The sequence below is a fragment of the Burkholderia sp. Ed8 genome (assembly GCF_040761425.1).
GTDB lineage: Bacteria > Pseudomonadota > Gammaproteobacteria > Burkholderiales > Burkholderiaceae > Burkholderia > Burkholderia seminalis.
This window is the reverse complement of record NZ_CP142886.1, coordinates 1,837,545-1,854,980: the sequence shown is the minus strand read 5'-3', so window position 1 is coordinate 1,854,980 and position 17,436 is coordinate 1,837,545. Positions and strand designations below refer to the sequence as shown.

The window sequence follows — 17,436 nt, the reverse complement described above, 5'->3', positions numbered from 1 at the left end:
TTAGACTTGCGGCACGCCGCGCCCGGCGGAACACGATTCCGCCGCGGCCGGCGCGCCGCCGCGCAGCGCACGCATGGCGGCATTTCAAGATTCTTATGGAGTCCCCATGCTTTCACGACGCTATCTGGCGATGTGGTGTGCCGTCCTGTTGCTCGTCGCGGCGGCCGCGCTCGCGTCGGCCCACGTGCTGTCCTGGTTGTGGATCATCATCCCCGTCGCCCTCGTCGCGCTCGGCCTGTACGACCTGAAGCAGGACCGTCACGCGATCCTGCGCAACTACCCGCTCTGGGGCCACTTCCGCTTCCTGTTCGAATTCATCCGACCTGAAATCCGCCAGTACTTCGTCGAGGACGACACCGACGAGAAACCGTTCTCGCGTGCGCAGCGCAGCCTCGTGTACCAGCGCGCGAAGAACGTCGCCGACAACCGCCCGTACGGCACCGAGCTGAACGTGAAGGCCGTCGCGCACGAATGGATCAGCCACTCGCTCGCGCCGACGAAACTGCCGAACCACGATTTCCGCATCCGCGTCGGCGCGAATCGCGCGCAACCGTACGACATTTCGATCTTCAACATCTCGGCGATGAGCTTCGGCTCGCTGTCCGCGAACGCGATCCGCTCGCTGAACCTCGGCGCGAAGAAAGGCGGGTTCGCGCACGATACCGGCGAAGGTTCGCTGTCCAAGTACCACCGCGAGAACGGCGGCGACATCATCTGGGAAATCGCGTCCGGCTATTTCGGCTGCCGCAACGAAGACGGCACGTTCAACCCCGACAAGTTCGCGAAGCAGGCCGCCGATCCGCAGGTCAAGATGATCGAGGTGAAGCTGTCGCAGGGCGCGAAGCCCGGCCACGGCGGCGTGCTGCCGGCCGCGAAGATCACGCCGGAAATCGCCGAGACGCGCGGCGTGCCGATGGGCAAGGACTGCATCTCGCCCGCGACGCACTCGGAGTTCTCCACGCCGCGCGGGCTGCTCGAATTCGTCGAACGGCTGCGCACGCTGTCGGGCGGCAAGCCGACCGGCTTCAAGCTGTGCATCGGCCATCCGTGGGAATTCTTCGGCATCGCGAAGGCGATGATCGAGACCGGCATCGTGCCCGACTTCATCGTCGTAGACGGCGCGGAAGGCGGCACCGGCGCGGCGCCGCTCGAATTCACCGACCACGTCGGCGTGCCGCTGCAGGAAGGGCTGCTGCTCGTGCACAACACGCTCGTCGGGATCGGCGTGCGCGACCGCGTGAAGATCGGCGCGAGCGGCAAGATCATCACCGCGTTCGACATCGCCCGCACGCTCGCGATCGGCGCGGACTGGGTGAACTCGGCGCGCGGCTTCATGTTCGCGGTCGGCTGTATCCAGGCGCAGCACTGCCACACCGACCGTTGCCCGACCGGCGTCGCGACGCAGGACCCGGTGCGCCAGCGCGCGCTCGTCGTGCCCGACAAGGCCGAGCGCGTGTACAACTTCCACCGCAATACGCTGCATGCGCTGCAGGAACTCGTGCAGGCGGCCGGCCTCGGCCATCCGTCCGAGCTGCGCGCGCATCACATCGTGCAGCGGGTCGCGCCGCACGAGGTGCGGCTGATGTCGCAGTTGCTGAAGTACCTGAAGCCCGGCGCGCTGCTCGACGGCCGGACCTGCGGCTTCACGCTGTACGACAAGTGGTGGCCGATCGCGCGCAGCGATTCGTTCACGCTCGGCGAGGCCGTGTACGCGTCGATCGAGTGACGCGCGCGGCCGCCCCGTTCCGCCGGCGGCCCGCGCGGCAAAAAGAAAAGCGCCCCGCGGGGCGCTTTTCTTTTGTCTGCCGAATGCGTGACTGCGTGGCCGGCCGCTCAGCTCTGCGGCAGCGTGTCGGCGAACGATTGCCGCTGCTGCAGCTTCACGAAATGCTTGTCGAGGTTCGGGTGGCGATCGCGCCAGTTGAGCTCGGGCATCCGGAAATCGAGGTAGCCGAGCGCGCAGCCGAGTGCGATGTCGGCCAGCGTGTAATGATTGCCGACGCACCAGGTCTTGCCGCCGAGGCCCTGCGACATCGCGACGAGACCGTCGTCGATCTTGCGCTGCTGGCGGGCGATCCAGCTCGCGCTGCGCTGCGCCTCGTCGCGCATCGTGTGTTCGACGCGAATCGCGACCGCCGCGTCGAGCACGCCGTCGCCCAGCGCTTCCCAGCAGCGCACCTCGACGCGCTCGCGGCCCGACGGCGGAATCAGCTTGCCGACCGGCGACAGCGTGTCGACGTATTCGCAGATCACGCGGGAATCGAACACCGCGGCACCATCCTCCATCACGAGGCACGGCACCTTGCCGAGCGGGTTCGATGCATGAATATTCGTGTCCGGCGCCCACACGTTCTCGAGCTCCAGCTTGTAGTCGATCTTCTTTTCAGCGAGCACGATCCGCGCCTTGCGGACGTACGGGCTGCCGAGCGAACCGATTAATTTCATCATCTGCCTTTTTTGGGGAACCGCCGAGAGTATACGTTGTCGCCGATCATAACCGGCCGGCGCGGCCGGGTAGAAAATCGCCGGCTCGGCCTGTGGATGGTTTGCAACAACCGCCGCGCGGCCTTCCGGCGCGGCTTCGGGCGCCCCTCTCACGCACCGCGTCGCGCGGCGCTACAATCGCACGATGAATGCGCCCATCGATACCGCCATCGCCGTCGACGTCTACCGCCAGCGCCGTGAACGCGTGCTTGCCGCACTGCGTGCCGCGGGCGGCGGCGTCGCCATCGTTCCCACCGCGCCGGAACTGCTGCGCAACCGCGATACGGCCTACCCGTACCGGTTCGACAGCTACTTCCATTACCTGACGGGCTTCACCGAGCCGGATGCCGTGCTCGTGCTGAACGCGGCCGCGCCGCACGGCGCGCCGGAGTCGATCCTGTTCTGCCGCGGCAAGAACATCGACCGCGAGATCTGGGAAGGCTTTCACTACGGCCCCGAGGCCGCGCGCGACGCGTTCGGCTTCGATGCGGCATTCGCGGTCGACGTGATCGACACCGAGATGCCACGCCTGCTCGCCGACGCGGGCACCGTGCACTACCGGTTCGGCGCATCGGCCGACTTCGACCGCCAGCTCGCCGGCTGGATCGACGCGGTGCGCGCGCTGGCGCGCACGGGCGTCGCCGCGCCGGACGCGCTGCTCGACCTCACGCCGCTGCTCGACGACATGCGGCTCGTGAAGGACGAACACGAACTCGCGATCATGATGCGCGCCGCGCACATCTCCGCGCTCGCGCACCGCCGCGCGATGCAGGCGTGCCGCCCCGGCATCCGCGAATACGAACTCGAGGCCGAGCTGCTGTACCTGTTCCGCAAGCACGGCGCGCAGTCGCCCGCGTACGGCTCGATCGTCGCGGCCGGCGCGAACGCGTGCGTGCTGCACTACCCGGCCGGCAACGCGGCCGCGCGGGACGGCGACCTGATCCTGATCGACGCCGCGTGCGAACTCGACGGCTATGCGTCGGACATCACGCGCACGTTCCCGGCCAACGGGCGCTTCTCGCCCGCGCAGCGCACGCTGTACGACATCGTGCTCGCCGCGCAGCAGGCCGCGATCGATGCGACGCGCGCGGGCGTGCCGTTCGAGGCGCCGCACGATGCGGCCGTGCGCGTGCTCGCGCAGGGGTTGCTCGACACCGGCATCATCCCGAAGGCGCGCTTCTCGAGCGTCGACGACGTGATCGCCGAGCGCGCGTACGCGCGCTTCTACATGCACCGCACGGGCCACTGGCTCGGGATGGACGTGCACGACTGCGGCGACTACCGCGAGCGGCTCGCCGCGCGTGACGCCAACGGCGCGCTGCCGTGGCGCACGCTGAAGCCCGGCATGACGCTGACGGTCGAGCCCGGCCTGTACGTGCGCGCGGCCGACGACGTGCCGCCCGAGTACTGGAACATCGGCATCCGCATCGAGGACGACGCGATCGTGCGCGAGCACGGCTGCGAACTGATCACGCGCGGCGTGCCGGTCGACGCCGACGAGATCGAAGCGCTGATGCGCGCGGGCGCATGACCGGCCGCCGACCGATACCACCGTTTCACGAATCAAGATGACGACCGCTTCCCCCCGGCCACGCCGGACTATGACCTCGCCATCGTCGGCGCGGGCCCCGTCGGGCTCGCGCTCGCCGGCTGGCTCGCGCGCCGCAGCGCGACGCAGCGCGCATCGATCGCGCTGATCGATGCGCGCGAACCGGCCGCGACCGCGAACGACCCGCGCGCGATCGCCGTGTCGCACGGCAGCCGCGTGCTGCTCGACACGCTCGCGTGGCCCGCCGATGCGACACCGATCGAACATATCCACGTGTCGCAGCGCGGCCATTTCGGCCGCACGCTGATCGACCGCGACGAACACGATGTCGCCGCGCTCGGCTATGTCGTGCGCTACGGCTCGATCGTGCAGGCGCTCGCCGGCGCCGTGCGCGGCACGCGGGTCGACTGGCTCACGTCGACCACCGCACGCGCGCCGCAACAGGACGCCGACGGCGTCACGCTGACGCTCGACGGCCCGCAGGGCGAGCGCACGCTGCGCGCGCGCATCGTGATCAATGCCGAAGGCGGGCTGTTCCACGAACAGCAGGCCGATACGGCCAAGCACCGCCGCGACTACGGACAAACGGCGCTCGTCGGCACGGTCACGGTATCGGCGCCGCGCCCGAACGTCGCGTGGGAACGCTTCACGCACGAAGGTCCGCTCGCGCTGCTGCCGCTCGGCGGCCCACGCCAGGCCGACTACTCGCTCGTCTGGTGCTGCACGCCCGACGAAGCGGCACGACGTGCCGCGCTGCCCGACGACGCGTTCCTGCGCGAGCTCGGCAGCGCGTTCGGCGAACGCATGGGCGACTTCGTCGCGATCGCCGGACGCGCGTCGTTCCCGCTCGGGCTGAACGCCGCGCAGACCCTGGTCAGCGGCCGCGTCGCGTTCGTCGGCAACGCCGCGCAAACCCTGCACCCCGTCGCGGGCCAGGGGCTCAACCTCGGGCTGCGCGATGCGCATACGCTCGTCGACGTGCTGTCCGCGCAAGGCTTCGAAGCAACCGCGCTCGCGGCCTTCAACGCGCGCCGCGCGCTCGACCGGCGCTTCACGATCGGCGCGACCGACACGCTGGCGCGGCTGTTTACGATCGATTCGGGCCCGCTTCCGCTGCTGCGCGGCGCGGCCCTCACCGCGCTCGAATTCGTGCCGCCGCTCAAGAAGGCGATCGCGCGCCAGATGATGTTCGGCCAGCGCAACTGACGCGCCCAGCACCGCGCGGTTGCGCGCGGCCACGCCAGGCAAACCGGGTCAAATCGGCGGGGCATGGGAATACGGTAAAATGCCCGTTTTCCGTCTTCCCTTCCCCTGCCCGCGCCGGTCGCGGGCGGTGCCATTGCGATGCCCGTTATCGGCCCTCACGTATTGCGTAACAACCTGTTCGTCGCCCCGATGGCCGGCGTGACGGATCGTCCGTTCCGCCAGCTGTGCAAGCGGCTGGGGGCCGGTTACGCCGTGTCCGAGATGGTCGCGTCCAACGCGCAGCTGTGGAAAAGCGCGAAGACGATGCGGCGCGCGAACCACGAAGGCGAGGTCGAACCGATCGCGGTGCAGATCGCCGGCGCCGATCCGGCGATGATGGCCGAGGCGGCCCGCTACAACGTCGACAACGGCGCGCAGATCATCGACATCAACATGGGCTGCCCGGCGAAAAAGGTCTGCAACGTCGCGGCCGGCTCCGCGCTGCTGCAGAACGAGCCGCTCGTGCAGCGGATCGTCGAGGCCGTCGTCGCGGCGGTCGGCAAGGGGCCCGATGCGGTGCCCGTCACGCTGAAGATCCGCACCGGCTGGGACCGCGAGCACAAGAACGCGATCACGGTCGCGCGCCTCGCCGAAGCGGCCGGCATCTCGATGCTCACCGTGCACGGCCGCACGCGCGCCGACCTGTACCGCGGCGACGCCGAATACGACACCATCGCGGCCGTGAAGGCGGCCGTTCGGATTCCGGTCGTCGCAAACGGCGACATCACGTCGCCCGCGAAGGCGAAGGCCGTGCTCGATGCAACGGGCGCCGACGCGCTGATGATCGGTCGTGCCGCGCAAGGCCGGCCGTGGCTGTTCCGCGAAATCGATCATTTCCTGCAAACCGGCGAGCTGCTGCCCCCGCCGCGGATCGACGAGATCCAGCACGTGATGAACGAACACCTGGAAGACCACTACGCTTTCTATGGTGAATTCACGGGCGTCCGTACTGCGCGCAAGCACATCGGCTGGTACACTCGCGGCCTTTCCGGCGCCAACGGGTTCCGGCACAGGATGAACACGCTCGATTCCACCCGCGAGCAGCTCGCCGCCGTCAATGCCTTCTTCGAGGCGCAAAAGGCGCTGTCGGACCACCTCGTCTACGTCGATGACGAAGAGGAAAACGGCCAGGGCGAGTCGGACGACCATAACCAGTTAGCAGCATGAGCAAGCACAACATCGAACAATGTGTCCGCGAGAGCCTGGACGTGTATTTCCGGGATCTAGACGGCTCCAATCCGCACGACGTCTATGAAATGGTGATGTCCTGCGTCGAAAAGCCGATGCTCGAGGTCGTGCTCGTACAGGCGGGCGGCAACCAGTCGCTCGCCGCGGAGTACCTCGGCATCAACCGCAACACGCTGCGCAAGAAGCTGCAGCAGCACGGCCTGCTGTAGCCGGCCGTCCCGTCCCCGTTTCCCTGGCTATTGGTGGTTCCATCATGATCAAGCAAGCGCTCATTTCCGTTTCCGACAAGACCGGCATCGTCGACTTCGCGAAGTCGCTGTCCGACCTCGGCGTCAAGCTGCTGTCGACGGGCGGTACCGCGAAACTCCTCGCCGACGCCGGCCTGCCCGTTACCGAAGTGGCCGACTACACGGGCTTCCCGGAAATGCTCGATGGGCGCGTGAAGACGCTTCACCCGAAGGTGCACGGCGGCATCCTCGCGCGCCGCGACCTGCCCGAGCACATGCAGGCGCTGGAGCAGCACGGCATCCCGACGATCGACCTGCTCGTCGTGAACCTGTACCCGTTCGTCGCGACGATCGCGAAGGACGACTGCACGCTCGCCGACGCGATCGAGAACATCGACATCGGCGGCCCGACGATGCTGCGCTCGGCCGCGAAGAACCACCGCGACGTGACGGTCGTCGTCGATCCGGCCGACTACGCGGTCGTGCTCGATGAAATGAAGGCGAACGGCAATACGGTCGGCTACCCGACCAACTTCCGCCTCGCGACGAAGGTGTTCGCGCACACCGCGCAATACGACGGCGCGATCACGAACTACCTGACGAGCCTGACCGACGAGCTGCAGCACGCGTCGCGCAGCACGTACCCGGCCACGCTGAACATGGCGTTCGACAAGGTGCAGGACCTGCGCTACGGCGAGAACCCGCACCAGAGCGCGGCGTTCTACCGCGACCTCGCGACGCCGGCCGGCGCACTGGCGAACTACCGCCAGCTGCAGGGCAAGGAACTGTCGTACAACAACATCGCGGATTCGGACGCGGCGTGGGAATGCGTGAAGACGTTCGACGCGCCGGCCTGCGTGATCATCAAGCATGCGAACCCGTGCGGCGTCGCGGTCGGCAACGACTCGGCCGACGCATACGCGAAGGCGTTCCAGACGGATCCGACTTCCGCATTCGGCGGCATCATCGCGTTCAACCGCGAAGTCGACGAAGCAGCCGCGCAGGCAGTCGCGAAGCAGTTCGTCGAAGTGCTGATCGCCCCGTCGTTCTCCGACGCCGCGAAGCAGGTGTTCGCCGCGAAGCAGAACGTGCGCCTGCTCGAGATCGCGCTCGGCGACGGCCATAACGCCTTCGACCTGAAGCGCGTGGGCGGCGGCCTGCTCGTGCAGTCGCTCGATTCGCGGAACGTGCAGCCGAGCGAGCTGCGCGTCGTCACGAAGCGCCAGCCGACCGCGAAGGAAATGGACGACCTGCTGTTCGCGTGGCGCGTCGCGAAGTACGTGAAGTCGAACGCGATCGTGTTCTGCGGCAACGGCATGACGCTCGGCGTCGGCGCCGGCCAGATGAGCCGCGTCGATTCGGCACGCATCGCAAGCATCAAGGCGCAGAACGCGGGCCTCACGCTGGCCGGTTCGGCGGTCGCGTCGGATGCGTTCTTCCCGTTCCGCGACGGCCTCGACGTCGTGGTGGCCGCAGGCGCGACCTGCGTGATCCAGCCGGGCGGCTCGATGCGCGACGACGAAGTGATCGCGGCGGCCGACGAGCACGGCATCGCGATGGTCCTGACGGGCGTGCGCCACTTCCGTCACTGATCGCATGCGGCCCGCGCAGGCCGAACACGAAAACCCGGCGGCGTCGCACCCGCCGGGTTTTTTATTGCGCGGCGCCTTCGCCCGCAACCGGGCGGCCGGCGCGTCGCACCATTCGTTGTAGTATCGCTGCATCAGGCAACTCTCCTCACTCATGCGAATTCTCGGCATCGACCCCGGCCTGCGCGTCACCGGCTTCGGCGTCATCGACGTCAGCGGCCACCGGCTCGCCTATGTCACGAGCGGCGTGATCCGCACGCCGACGGCCGACCTGGCCACCCGGCTCGGCACGATCTTCCAGGGCGTCTCGACGATCGTGCGCGAACATGCGCCCGACCAGGCCGCGATCGAAAAGGTGTTCGTCAACGTGAACCCGCAGTCGACGCTGCTGCTCGGCCAGGCGCGCGGCGCCGCGATCTGCGGCCTCGTCGCGGGCGGCCTGCCGGTCGCCGAATACACGGCGCTGCAGCTGAAGCAGGCGGTGGTCGGCTACGGCCGCGCGACCAAGACGCAGATGCAGGAGATGGTCACGCGCCTGCTCAATCTCTCCGGCCAGCCGGGCTCGGACGCGGCCGACGCGCTCGGCATGGCGATCTGCCATGCGCACGGCGGCAACACGCTCAGCACGCTTGGCGGCCTCGCGCCGGCGCTCGCACAGAAAGGGCTGCGCGTGCGGCGCGGGCGACTGGTCGGCTGACCCCGGCGCGCGCGGTCACCCGGCATGCCGGTTCGGTGCCGCGACCGTCCCGAGCGCGCACGGCGCACCCACGACACGTATCGCCTCGGCCTGACGGCCGGGCCCATCGGCATTGCGCCGCGCGTGCGCTACACTCGCGCTTTATTCCTCTCGTCCCGCCCTCCATGATCGGTCGCATCGCCGGCATCCTGCTCGAAAAGAACCCGCCTCATCTGCTCGTCGACTGCAACGGCGTCGGCTACGAAATCGACGTGCCGATGAGCACCTTCTACAACCTGCCGCAGACGGGCGAGCGCATCGTGCTGCTCACGCAGCAGATCGTCCGCGAGGACGCGCATCTGTTGTACGGCTTCCTGACGCCGCAGGAGCGCACGACCTTCCGCGAGCTGCTGAAGATCACCGGCATCGGCGCACGCATGGCGCTCGCCGTGCTGTCCGGCATGAGCGTGCAGGAGCTCGCGCAGGCCGTGACGATGCAGGACGCCGCGCGCCTCACCCGCCTGCCCGGCATCGGCAAGAAGACGGCCGAACGCCTGCTGCTCGAGCTGAAGGGCAAGCTCGGCGCCGACCTCGGTGCGCTTGCCGGCGCCGCGTCGCCGTCCGATCACGCGACCGACATCCTCAACGCGCTGCTCGCGCTCGGCTACTCCGAGAAGGAAGGCCTGGCCGCGATCAAGAACGTGCCGGCCGGCACCGGTGTGTCGGAAGGCATCAAGCTCGCGCTGAAGGCGCTGTCGAAGGCGTAACGCGCGGTCGATCCGGCCGTCGAAACCAGTGTCGCGCGGCGCCGCGCCGCGCGCCAGTCGGCCGTTCGGCCAGGTGGGCCGGACCGCGTCGCGCGGTACAATGGCCGCATGATCGAAACCGACAAACTCGCCACCGAGCAGCGGATCATCGCCGCCACGCCCGCCTCGTCGCACGAGGAGGTGTTCGAACGTGCGCTGCGGCCGCGCCAGCTCGACGACTACGTCGGCCAGGAAAAGGTGCGCGGCCAGCTCGAGATCTTCATCGAAGCCGCCAAGCGCCGCTCCGAGCCGCTCGACCACGTGCTGCTGTTCGGGCCGCCGGGCCTCGGCAAGACGACGCTCGCGCACATCATCGCGCGCGAAATGGGCGTGAACCTGCGCCAGACGTCCGGCCCCGTGCTCGAGCGCGCGGGCGATCTCGCCGCGCTGCTGACCAACCTCGAAGCCAACGACGTGCTGTTCATCGACGAGATCCACCGGCTGTCGCCGGTCGTCGAGGAAATCCTGTATCCGGCGCTCGAGGATTACCAGATCGACATCATGATCGGCGAAGGCCCGGCCGCGCGCAGCGTGAAGCTCGACCTGCAGCCGTTCACGCTGGTTGGCGCGACCACCCGCGCGGGGATGCTGACCAACCCGCTGCGCGACCGTTTCGGGATCGTCGCCCGGCTCGAGTTCTACGATGCCGATCAACTGTCGCGCATCGTGCGGCGCTCGGCGTCGCTGCTGAATGCGCAGATCGATCCGAACGGCGCGCTGGAAATCGCGAAGCGCTCGCGCGGCACGCCGCGGATCGCGAACCGGCTGCTGCGCCGCGTGCGCGACTTCGCCGAAGTGAAGGCCGACGGCCAGATCACCGCGGCCGTGGCCGATGCCGCGCTCGCGATGCTCGACGTCGATCCGGTCGGCTTCGACCTGATGGACCGCAAGCTGCTCGAAGCGATCCTGTACAAGTTCGACGGCGGCCCGGTCGGCATCGACAACCTCGCGGCCGCGATCGGCGAGGAGCGCGACACGATCGAGGACGTGCTCGAACCGTACCTGATCCAGCAGGGCTTCCTGCAGCGCACGCCGCGCGGGCGCGTCGCCACGCTGCTCACCTATCGCCACTTCGGACTGTCGGTGCCCGACGCCCGCCGCCCCGAACGCGACGAGTGGGATACCCCCGACGGAAAGTAATCCGTCACCCGAGCCCCCCGCCATGACGACGCCGCCCAGCCGCCACCCCGCCGCACCCGCACCGGGCCCGCGCTGGGCCGAGCCGATCCGCAGGCGGCTGGTGGCCGGCATCACGCACCTGACGGCGGGCGGCGGCGGGCCGTCGCTCGATCTCTCTTCGCCGCCCGGCGACCCGGGGCTGTTCGGCCCCGATGCCGTCTGCTGGCGCGTGCATGCGGATTTCACGTCGATGATGACGGGCGGCATCGCCGCGCTGCTGCTGCAGGCGCTCCATCCGCTCGCGCTCGCGGGCGTCTGGGATCACTCGTCGTTTCGCACCGACATCCTCGGCCGCTTGCGGCGCACCGCCACGTTCATCACGGGCACGACGTTCGGCAGTCGCGCCGACGCCCTCGCGCTGATCGAGCGCGTGAAATCGATCCACGCGCGCATCTCGGGCACCGCACCCGACGGGCGGCCGTACCGCGCCGACGATCCGGCCTTGCTCGCCTGGGTACACGTCGCGGAAGTGTCGAGCTTCCTGGCCGCGCATCTGCGCTACGTGAATCCGTCGTTGTCGGGCGAGCTGCAGGACCGCTACTACGCCGAAACGGCGTTGGTCGCCGAACTGCTCGGCGCCCAAGGGGTACCGCGTTCGCGCGCCGAGGTCGCTGCCTATCTCGCGCGCATGCAGCCGGAACTCGAGGCCGGGCCGCACACCTTCGACGTGATGGAAATCCTGCTGAATGCGCCGGTCGCGACGCCCGCGCTGCGACCGGCCGCGTCGCTGATGATGCATGCCGGAATCGACCTGTTGCCGCCGTGGGCGCAGCGCATGCTCGGCGTGTCGACGTTCGCGCCGCTGCGGCGCGCGGTAGTCCGGCCCGGCGTACGGGCCGTCGCCCCCGTGCTGCGCTGGGCGCTCGTCAACGGCGCGTCGAAACGCGCACGCCGTCGCGCGACCGCGCCCCCGCCCGACGGCACCCCGTCCGCCTGACGATCCGGCTCTTCCGATCATTTCAATTGGCTGTCAAATTCCTGTGACAAGCTGACGGGCTTGCACCCGCCCACGGTCGTACGCCCCGCCCGTCCCGCCTGCCCGTGATCCGCGCAAGGTCCCGTTCACCCAACCGATACCCGATGCCCGCGATGCTCCGCCTGCCGATCCGTTTCGCCCTCGCCACCAGCCTGTCCGCCGTCCTCGCCCTCACCGCATGCGGAGGCGACGATATCGCCGCCGTGGCGCGTACCGATGCGCAAACGCCGTCCGGCGGCACCACGACCCCGCCGGCCCCCCCGCCGCCGGCCACCGTCACGCCGCGACCGGGCAAATGGAAAGCCGCGCGCGCGGGCGACCTGATCGACGTGACGCTCGGCGACCTCCATCCGACACAGGGTGCGATCGGCTACGACCAGATCTATTACAAGCTCGGCCGCTACGAGCTGCAGCCCGACAAGAAGTTCGACGACTTCTGCGCGGACGAAGGGCTCGGCGGCCTCGCATCGGGCGGCTACACGGCCAGGTCGTCGCTGCGCGAACCGGCGAGCTATACATGCACGACGACCGACGCGAACGCCCGCGACCGCTCGGTGCTGAACCCCGTCGTGATCGGCCCGAACGGCGATGCGCTGTACCTGACCGACGGCCATCACGGCCTGTCGACCTACTACGAGACGCCCGACGGCGGCCCGGCGCTGCACGTGCACGTCGTCGTCAAGGACAACCTCGGCGACTACTCGGGCGACGCGTTCTGGCAGCAGATGCAAAGCCGCGGTTATCTGCGCCTGAAGAATGGCGAAGGCAAGGCGATCACGGCCGCGCAACTGCCGACCGGACTCGGCCTGTCGCTGGGGATGACGAACGATCGCTACCGGTCGCTCGTCTATTTCACGCGCGACATCGGCTACGGCAAGCCCGCGCAAGCGACCGACTACCTCGAGTTCTACTGGGCCGACTGGCTGCGCGCGCAGCCCGGCACGTTCGCGCTGGCGAGCTACGACCTCGCGCGCGGCGGCACGACCGATCCCGATCCGGCGAAGGCCGACACGGGCTACCTGAATGCGGTCTGGAATGCGTCGACGCGGATGGTCGCGGCAACGGACCCGGTGATCGACGGCAAGACGGGCGCCGATCTCGGGCGCGCCGATGCGATCAACGGCGGGAAGAAATACAGCAAGGGAGAGTTCGACAAGCTGCGCCAGCCGATCACGGCCGACAAGCCCGGCAAGATCGCGTACGCGCTCGACTACAAGACCCGCCACGCGTTGCCGCGGTAAGCGGCACGCGGCGACGAAAGCCCCGACCGGCAACGCCGCACGGGGCCCGTGGACTCAGCGCACCTTGCGGTACCCGTCGTCGTCGCTCGCCGCTTCCAGATGCGACACGTCGGCCCACTGCACGACCTGCGCGCGGCCATCCACGTAATCGACGACGTTGACGCTCGTATTGAGCAACTGGTAAGTGCGCGGCGCCGACAGCTCGATCGCGTTCGCGAAGCGGTACACGCAGTCGAGCACGCCGCCGTGCGCGACGCACGCGATCCGGCCGCCCGGATGCGCGGCGACGATCGGTTCGAGCGCATGCAGCACGCGGTGATAGAACGCGCGCTGCGACTCGCCGCCTTCCGGCGCGAAGCCCGGATCGCGCGTCTGCCATGCCGCGTAAGCGTCCGGGAACAGCGCCTCGATCTCGGTGCTGTCGTGCCCCTGGAACGCGCCGTACGAGCGTTCGCGTAGCCCTTCGCGCAACTGCAGCGGCAGACCGAGCGCCTCGGCAAAAGGTTGCGCGGTCTGTTGCGCGCGCATCAGGTCGCTCGAATAGATCGCGTCGATCCGCGCGCCGTCGCGCGCCTCTCGTTCGAGCCGGGCCGCCAGCCGCTTCGCCTGTGCGAGGCCGGTGTCGGCCAGCGGAATGTCGATATGACCCTGGATGCGCTTGATGCGGTTCCAGGCCGTCTCGCCATGGCGGATGAAAAGAATCTGCGTGCTGGCCATCGCCGCGCGTCTCCGGGAAAGAATCAGGGCCGCACTTGCAGCCAGAACGTCACGGGGCCGTCGTTGACGAGCGACACCTGCATGTCGGCGCCGAACTCGCCCGTTTCGACGACCGGATGGCGCGCCCGCGCGGCCGCGACGAAATAGTCGAACAGCCGCGCGCCTTCGTCGGGCGGCGCGGCCGGCGTGAAGCTCGGACGCAGCCCGCTGTTGGTGTCGGCCGCCAGCGTGAACTGCGACACGAGCAGCAGCCCGCCCGCGCGGCCCGCGCCGTCGATGTTCGACACCGGCAGGTTCATCTTGCCGGCTGCGTCGCTGAACACGCGGTAGCCGAGCATCTTCGCGAGCAGCTTGTCGGCTGCCGCGTCGGTGTCGCCGCGTTCCGCGCAGACCAGCGCGAGCAGGCCCGCGCCGATCTCGCCGGTCGTCCGGTCGCCGACGCGGACGTCGGCGCGCTTCACGCGCTGGATCAGCGCGATCATGCGGTCAGCGTGACGCGCGCGAAGCGGCGCTTGCCGACCTGCACGACGAACTCGCCGGCTTCGACCTTCAGGCCCTTGTCCGACACCGTCGCGCCGTCGATCTTCACGCCGCCCTGCTCGATGTTGCGCAGCGCTTCGCTCGTCGACGGCACGAGGCCGGCCTGCTTCAGCAGCTGGCCGATCGCCAGCGGCGCGCCGGCGAGCGTGACCGCCGGAATGTCGTCCGGCACACCGCCCTTCGCGCGATGGTTGAAGTCCTCCAGCGCGCGCTCGGCATCGGACTGCGAGTGGAATCGCGCGACGATTTCCTGCGCGAGCAGCACCTTGAAGTCACGCGGGTTGCGGCCGCCTTCGGCCTCGCGCTTGAAGCCGGCGATCTCGTCGAGGCTGCGGAACGACAGCAGCTCGAAGTAACGCCACATCAGCGTGTCCGAGATGCTCATCAGCTTGCCGAACATGTCGGTCGGCTTCTCGCTGATGCCGACGTAGTTGCCCTTCGACTTCGACATCTTCTCGACGCCGTCGAGACCCTCGAGCAGCGGCATCGTCAGGATGCACTGCTGTTCCTGGCCGTACTGCTTCTGCAGCTCGCGGCCGACCAGCAGGTTGAACTTCTGGTCGGTGCCGCCGAGCTCGAGGTCGGCGTTCAGCGCGACCGAGTCGTAGCCCTGCATCAGCGGGTACAGGAATTCGTGGATCGAGATCGGCACGCCGCCCTGGAAGCGCTTCGTGAAGTCTTCGCGCTCGAGAATCCGCGCGACCGTATAGCGCGACGCGAGCTTGATCATCCCGTCCGCGCCGAGCGGCATCGACCATTCGCTGTTGTAGCGGATTTCGGTCTTTTCACGATCGAGCACGAGGGCGGCCTGCTCGAAGTAGGTCTTCGCGTTCGATTCGATCTGCTCGCGCGTGAGCGGCGGGCGCGTCGCATTGCGGCCCGACGGATCGCCGATCAGCGACGTGAAATCGCCGATCAGGAAGATCACCGTGTGGCCGAGGTCCTGCAGCTGACGCATCTTGTTCAGCACGACCGTGTGGCCGATGTGGATGTCGGGCGCGGTCGGGTCGAGGCCGAGCTTGATGCGAAGCGGCGTGTTCGTGGCCGCGCTGCGCGCGAGCTTCTGCGCGAACTCTTCCTCGATCAGCAGTTCGTCGACGCCGCGCTTCGTGACGGCGAGCGCATGCCGGACTTCGTCGGTGATCGGGAAAACAGGCTTGGAACTGGGTTCGGTGCTCATCGGTGCCGGGAAGAATGTCGCAAAAACAGGGATTTTCCCATAACTTGCGCGCGCATCGCTTAACGGCGCGTCAGGTTGCGCGGATAATCGGGCGCAAGGCGCGCGGCACCGGCCCGCGCCGCACGATCCAGGAGAACCCAACGTGCCGCAACGACAGCCGCAAAATGCCCATCCGGCCGACGGCATCTACTTCGGGCTGATGTCGGGAACCAGCATGGACGGCGTCGACGGCGTCGCCGTGCGTTTCGAGGCCGGCCGCGCGCCGGTCGTGCTCGCGGAAGCGTTCGTCGGCTTCGCGCAATCGCTGCGCGACGCGTTGTTCGCGCTGCAACAACCCGGCGACGACGAGATCGACCGCGAATCGCTCGCGGCGAACGCGCTCGTCACGCGCTATGCGGTGTGCTGCCACGAATTGCAGCGCACGGCCGGACTGTCGCGCGACGAAATCCGCGCGATCGGCGTGCACGGGCAGACGGTGCGTCATCGCCCCGAGCGCGGCTATACGCGGCAGCTCAACAACCCGGCGCTGCTCGCCGAACTGACCCAGGTCGACGTGATCGCCGATTTCCGCAGCCGCGACGTGGCCGCCGGCGGCCACGGCGCGCCGCTCGCGCCGGCCTTCCATGCCACGGTGTTCGGTGCGCCCGGCGAAACGCGCGTCGTCTGCAATCTCGGCGGGATCAGCAACATCACGATCCTGCCCAGCGACGGCGGCGACGTGCGCGGCTTCGACTGCGGCCCCGCGAACGCACTGATCGACGCATGGGCGACCCGGCATCTGGGCAAGCCGTACGACGACGGCGGCAAGTTCGCCGCGCGCGGCACCGTGCACGCGCCGCTGCTCGATGCACTGCTCGACGAACCGTATTTCGCCGCGCCGCCACCGAAAAGCACCGGCCGCGACCTGTTCAATCCCGCATGGCTCGACGCGAAGCTCGCCGCGTTCGCCCAGGTCGCGCCGGAGGACGTGCAGGCGACGCTCACCGTGCTGACCGCGGTGTCGGTCGCACGCGAGGTGGCCAAACACGCGTCGGGCTGCAAGGCCGTCTTCGTCTGCGGCGGCGGCGCGCGCAATCCGGTGTTGCTCGACGCGCTGCGGCACGCGCTGCGCGAGGCCGGCGTGCCGGCCACCGTCGATACGACGGCGGCGCTCGGCGTGCCGCCGCAGCAGGTCGAGGCGCTCGCGTTCGCGTGGCTTGCGTACCGCTTCACCGCGCGCCAGCCCGGCAATCTCGCGACGGTTACCGGCGCAGCCGGCAATCGCGTGCTCGGCGCGCTCTATCCGCGCTGACGCGAGACCTGCGGTGCGGCGGACGCAGCACGGCAGACGGGTATAAAAAAACGGGGCATGAAGCCCCGTTTTTCATGCCGGCGAACCGGCGCGGATCGGATGCGCGCTCAGACCGAGAACGACGAACCGCACCCGCAGGTGGTGGTCGCGTTCGGGTTCTTGATCACGAACTGGGCGCCGTTGAGATCGTCCTTGTAGTCGATCTCGGCGCCGACCAGATACTGGTAGCTCATCGAATCGATCAGGAGCTGGACGCCGTTCTTGTCCATCACGGTGTCGTCCTCGTTGACTTCCTCGTCGAACGTGAAGCCATACTGGAAGCCGGAGCAGCCGCCACCCTGCACGAACACGCGCAGCTTGAGGTCGGGGTTGCCCTCTTCGTCGATCAGTTGCTTGACCTTGTCGGCCGCCGCGTCGGTAAAGACAAACGGAAGCGGCATATCGGTCGTCGTTGCTGCGGATTCGGTAACAGCGTTCATTCGAACTCTCCAAAAAGCTTTAGCCGCTATTGTAGGGCCGATCAGAAGATCGTGCTGAAGTCCATGAAA

General features: G+C 68.5%; 17 protein-coding genes. 12 read left to right on the top strand and 5 right to left on the bottom strand.

The window, feature by feature from the left end; translation table 11 throughout:
* The first annotated feature begins 106 nt into the window (after positions 1-106).
* Positions 107-1,726, top strand: a complete 1,620-nt coding sequence (locus VXM69_RS22575) for an FMN-binding glutamate synthase family protein (protein ID WP_034187126.1) — start codon at positions 107-109, stop codon at positions 1,724-1,726.
* Positions 1,727-1,833: 107 nt separating this feature from the next.
* On the opposite strand, the gene VXM69_RS22570 is transcribed toward VXM69_RS22575, so the two are convergent.
* Positions 1,834-2,448 (bottom strand): glutathione S-transferase N-terminal domain-containing protein, encoded by a 615-nt coding sequence (locus tag VXM69_RS22570; protein WP_034187125.1) that lies wholly within the window; start codon positions 2,446-2,448, stop codon positions 1,834-1,836.
* Positions 2,449-2,629: 181 nt separating this feature from the next.
* Here VXM69_RS22570 and VXM69_RS22565 point away from each other — a divergent pair, with 181 nt between their 5' ends.
* The 10 genes from VXM69_RS22565 (at position 2,630) to VXM69_RS22520 (ending at position 13,160) form a co-directional block, all read left to right on the top strand.
* The gene (locus VXM69_RS22565) at positions 2,630-4,015 is read left to right on the top strand and encodes an aminopeptidase P N-terminal domain-containing protein (RefSeq protein WP_226251568.1); all 1,386 of its coding nucleotides are present in this window, start codon (positions 2,630-2,632) and stop codon (positions 4,013-4,015) included.
* A gap of 81 nt (positions 4,016-4,096) precedes the next feature.
* The gene (locus VXM69_RS22560; protein WP_367190200.1) at positions 4,097-5,239 is read left to right on the top strand and encodes a UbiH/UbiF/VisC/COQ6 family ubiquinone biosynthesis hydroxylase; all 1,143 of its coding nucleotides are present in this window, start codon (positions 4,097-4,099) and stop codon (positions 5,237-5,239) included.
* Between the two features lie 138 nt (positions 5,240-5,377).
* Positions 5,378-6,445: a tRNA dihydrouridine synthase DusB gene (gene dusB, locus VXM69_RS22555; RefSeq protein ID WP_124669293.1), complete on the top strand. Its 1,068-nt coding sequence runs from the start codon at positions 5,378-5,380 to the stop codon at positions 6,443-6,445.
* Entirely contained in the window at positions 6,442-6,675 is a 234-nt protein-coding gene (locus VXM69_RS22550) for a Fis family transcriptional regulator (RefSeq protein ID WP_006476892.1), read from the top strand. The genes dusB and VXM69_RS22550 overlap by 4 nt, the downstream gene beginning before the upstream one ends.
* 44 nt (positions 6,676-6,719) lie before the next feature.
* Positions 6,720-8,285 carry a bifunctional phosphoribosylaminoimidazolecarboxamide formyltransferase/IMP cyclohydrolase gene (purH, locus tag VXM69_RS22545; RefSeq protein ID WP_034187122.1) on the top strand — a complete coding sequence of 522 codons (1,566 nt, stop codon included), beginning with the start codon at positions 6,720-6,722 and terminating at the stop codon, positions 8,283-8,285.
* 151 nt (positions 8,286-8,436) lie between these two features.
* Positions 8,437-8,979 carry a crossover junction endodeoxyribonuclease RuvC gene (ruvC, locus tag VXM69_RS22540; protein ID WP_006476894.1) on the top strand — a complete coding sequence of 181 codons (543 nt, stop codon included), beginning with the start codon at positions 8,437-8,439 and terminating at the stop codon, positions 8,977-8,979.
* A gap of 164 nt (positions 8,980-9,143) precedes the next feature.
* Positions 9,144-9,725 carry a Holliday junction branch migration protein RuvA gene (gene ruvA / locus VXM69_RS22535; protein WP_031402135.1) on the top strand — a complete coding sequence of 194 codons (582 nt, stop codon included), beginning with the start codon at positions 9,144-9,146 and terminating at the stop codon, positions 9,723-9,725.
* Positions 9,726-9,833: 108 nt separating this feature from the next.
* Positions 9,834-10,904, top strand: coding sequence for a Holliday junction branch migration DNA helicase RuvB (gene ruvB / locus VXM69_RS22530; protein ID WP_006483430.1), 1,071 nt, complete (start codon positions 9,834-9,836; stop codon positions 10,902-10,904).
* A gap of 22 nt (positions 10,905-10,926) precedes the next feature.
* Positions 10,927-11,880, top strand: coding sequence for an oxygenase MpaB family protein (locus VXM69_RS22525; RefSeq protein ID WP_059557350.1), 954 nt, complete (start codon positions 10,927-10,929; stop codon positions 11,878-11,880).
* Between the two features lie 143 nt (positions 11,881-12,023).
* The gene (locus VXM69_RS22520; protein ID WP_367190179.1) at positions 12,024-13,160 is read left to right on the top strand and encodes a ParB/Srx family N-terminal domain-containing protein; all 1,137 of its coding nucleotides are present in this window, start codon (positions 12,024-12,026) and stop codon (positions 13,158-13,160) included.
* Between the two features lie 54 nt (positions 13,161-13,214).
* Here the strand turns inward: VXM69_RS22520 and VXM69_RS22515 are convergent, their stop codons facing one another.
* From VXM69_RS22515 to tyrS, 3 genes are read right to left on the bottom strand one after another with little or no spacing between them, the layout of a single operon-like run.
* Positions 13,215-13,877: a histidine phosphatase family protein gene (locus VXM69_RS22515; protein WP_124607873.1), complete on the bottom strand. Its 663-nt coding sequence runs from the start codon at positions 13,875-13,877 to the stop codon at positions 13,215-13,217.
* Between the two features lie 23 nt (positions 13,878-13,900).
* Positions 13,901-14,359 carry a D-aminoacyl-tRNA deacylase gene (gene dtd, locus VXM69_RS22510; protein ID WP_034182741.1) on the bottom strand — a complete coding sequence of 153 codons (459 nt, stop codon included), beginning with the start codon at positions 14,357-14,359 and terminating at the stop codon, positions 13,901-13,903.
* On the bottom strand, positions 14,356-15,597 hold the full coding sequence (tyrS, locus tag VXM69_RS22505; RefSeq protein WP_034187119.1) for a tyrosine--tRNA ligase: 1,242 nt from the start codon (positions 15,595-15,597) through the stop codon (positions 14,356-14,358). Before tyrS ends, dtd begins: the two co-directional genes overlap by 4 nt.
* Before the next feature lie 142 nt (positions 15,598-15,739).
* Here tyrS and VXM69_RS22500 point away from each other — a divergent pair, with 142 nt between their 5' ends.
* Positions 15,740-16,888, top strand: a complete 1,149-nt coding sequence (locus VXM69_RS22500; protein WP_367190178.1) for an anhydro-N-acetylmuramic acid kinase — start codon at positions 15,740-15,742, stop codon at positions 16,886-16,888.
* A 107-nt stretch (positions 16,889-16,995) separates the two neighbouring features.
* Here VXM69_RS22500 and erpA read toward each other — a convergent pair whose 3' ends face one another.
* Entirely contained in the window at positions 16,996-17,367 is a 372-nt protein-coding gene (gene erpA / locus VXM69_RS22495; RefSeq protein WP_034187117.1) for an iron-sulfur cluster insertion protein ErpA, read from the bottom strand.
* Positions 17,368-17,436: the final 69 nt, after the last annotated feature.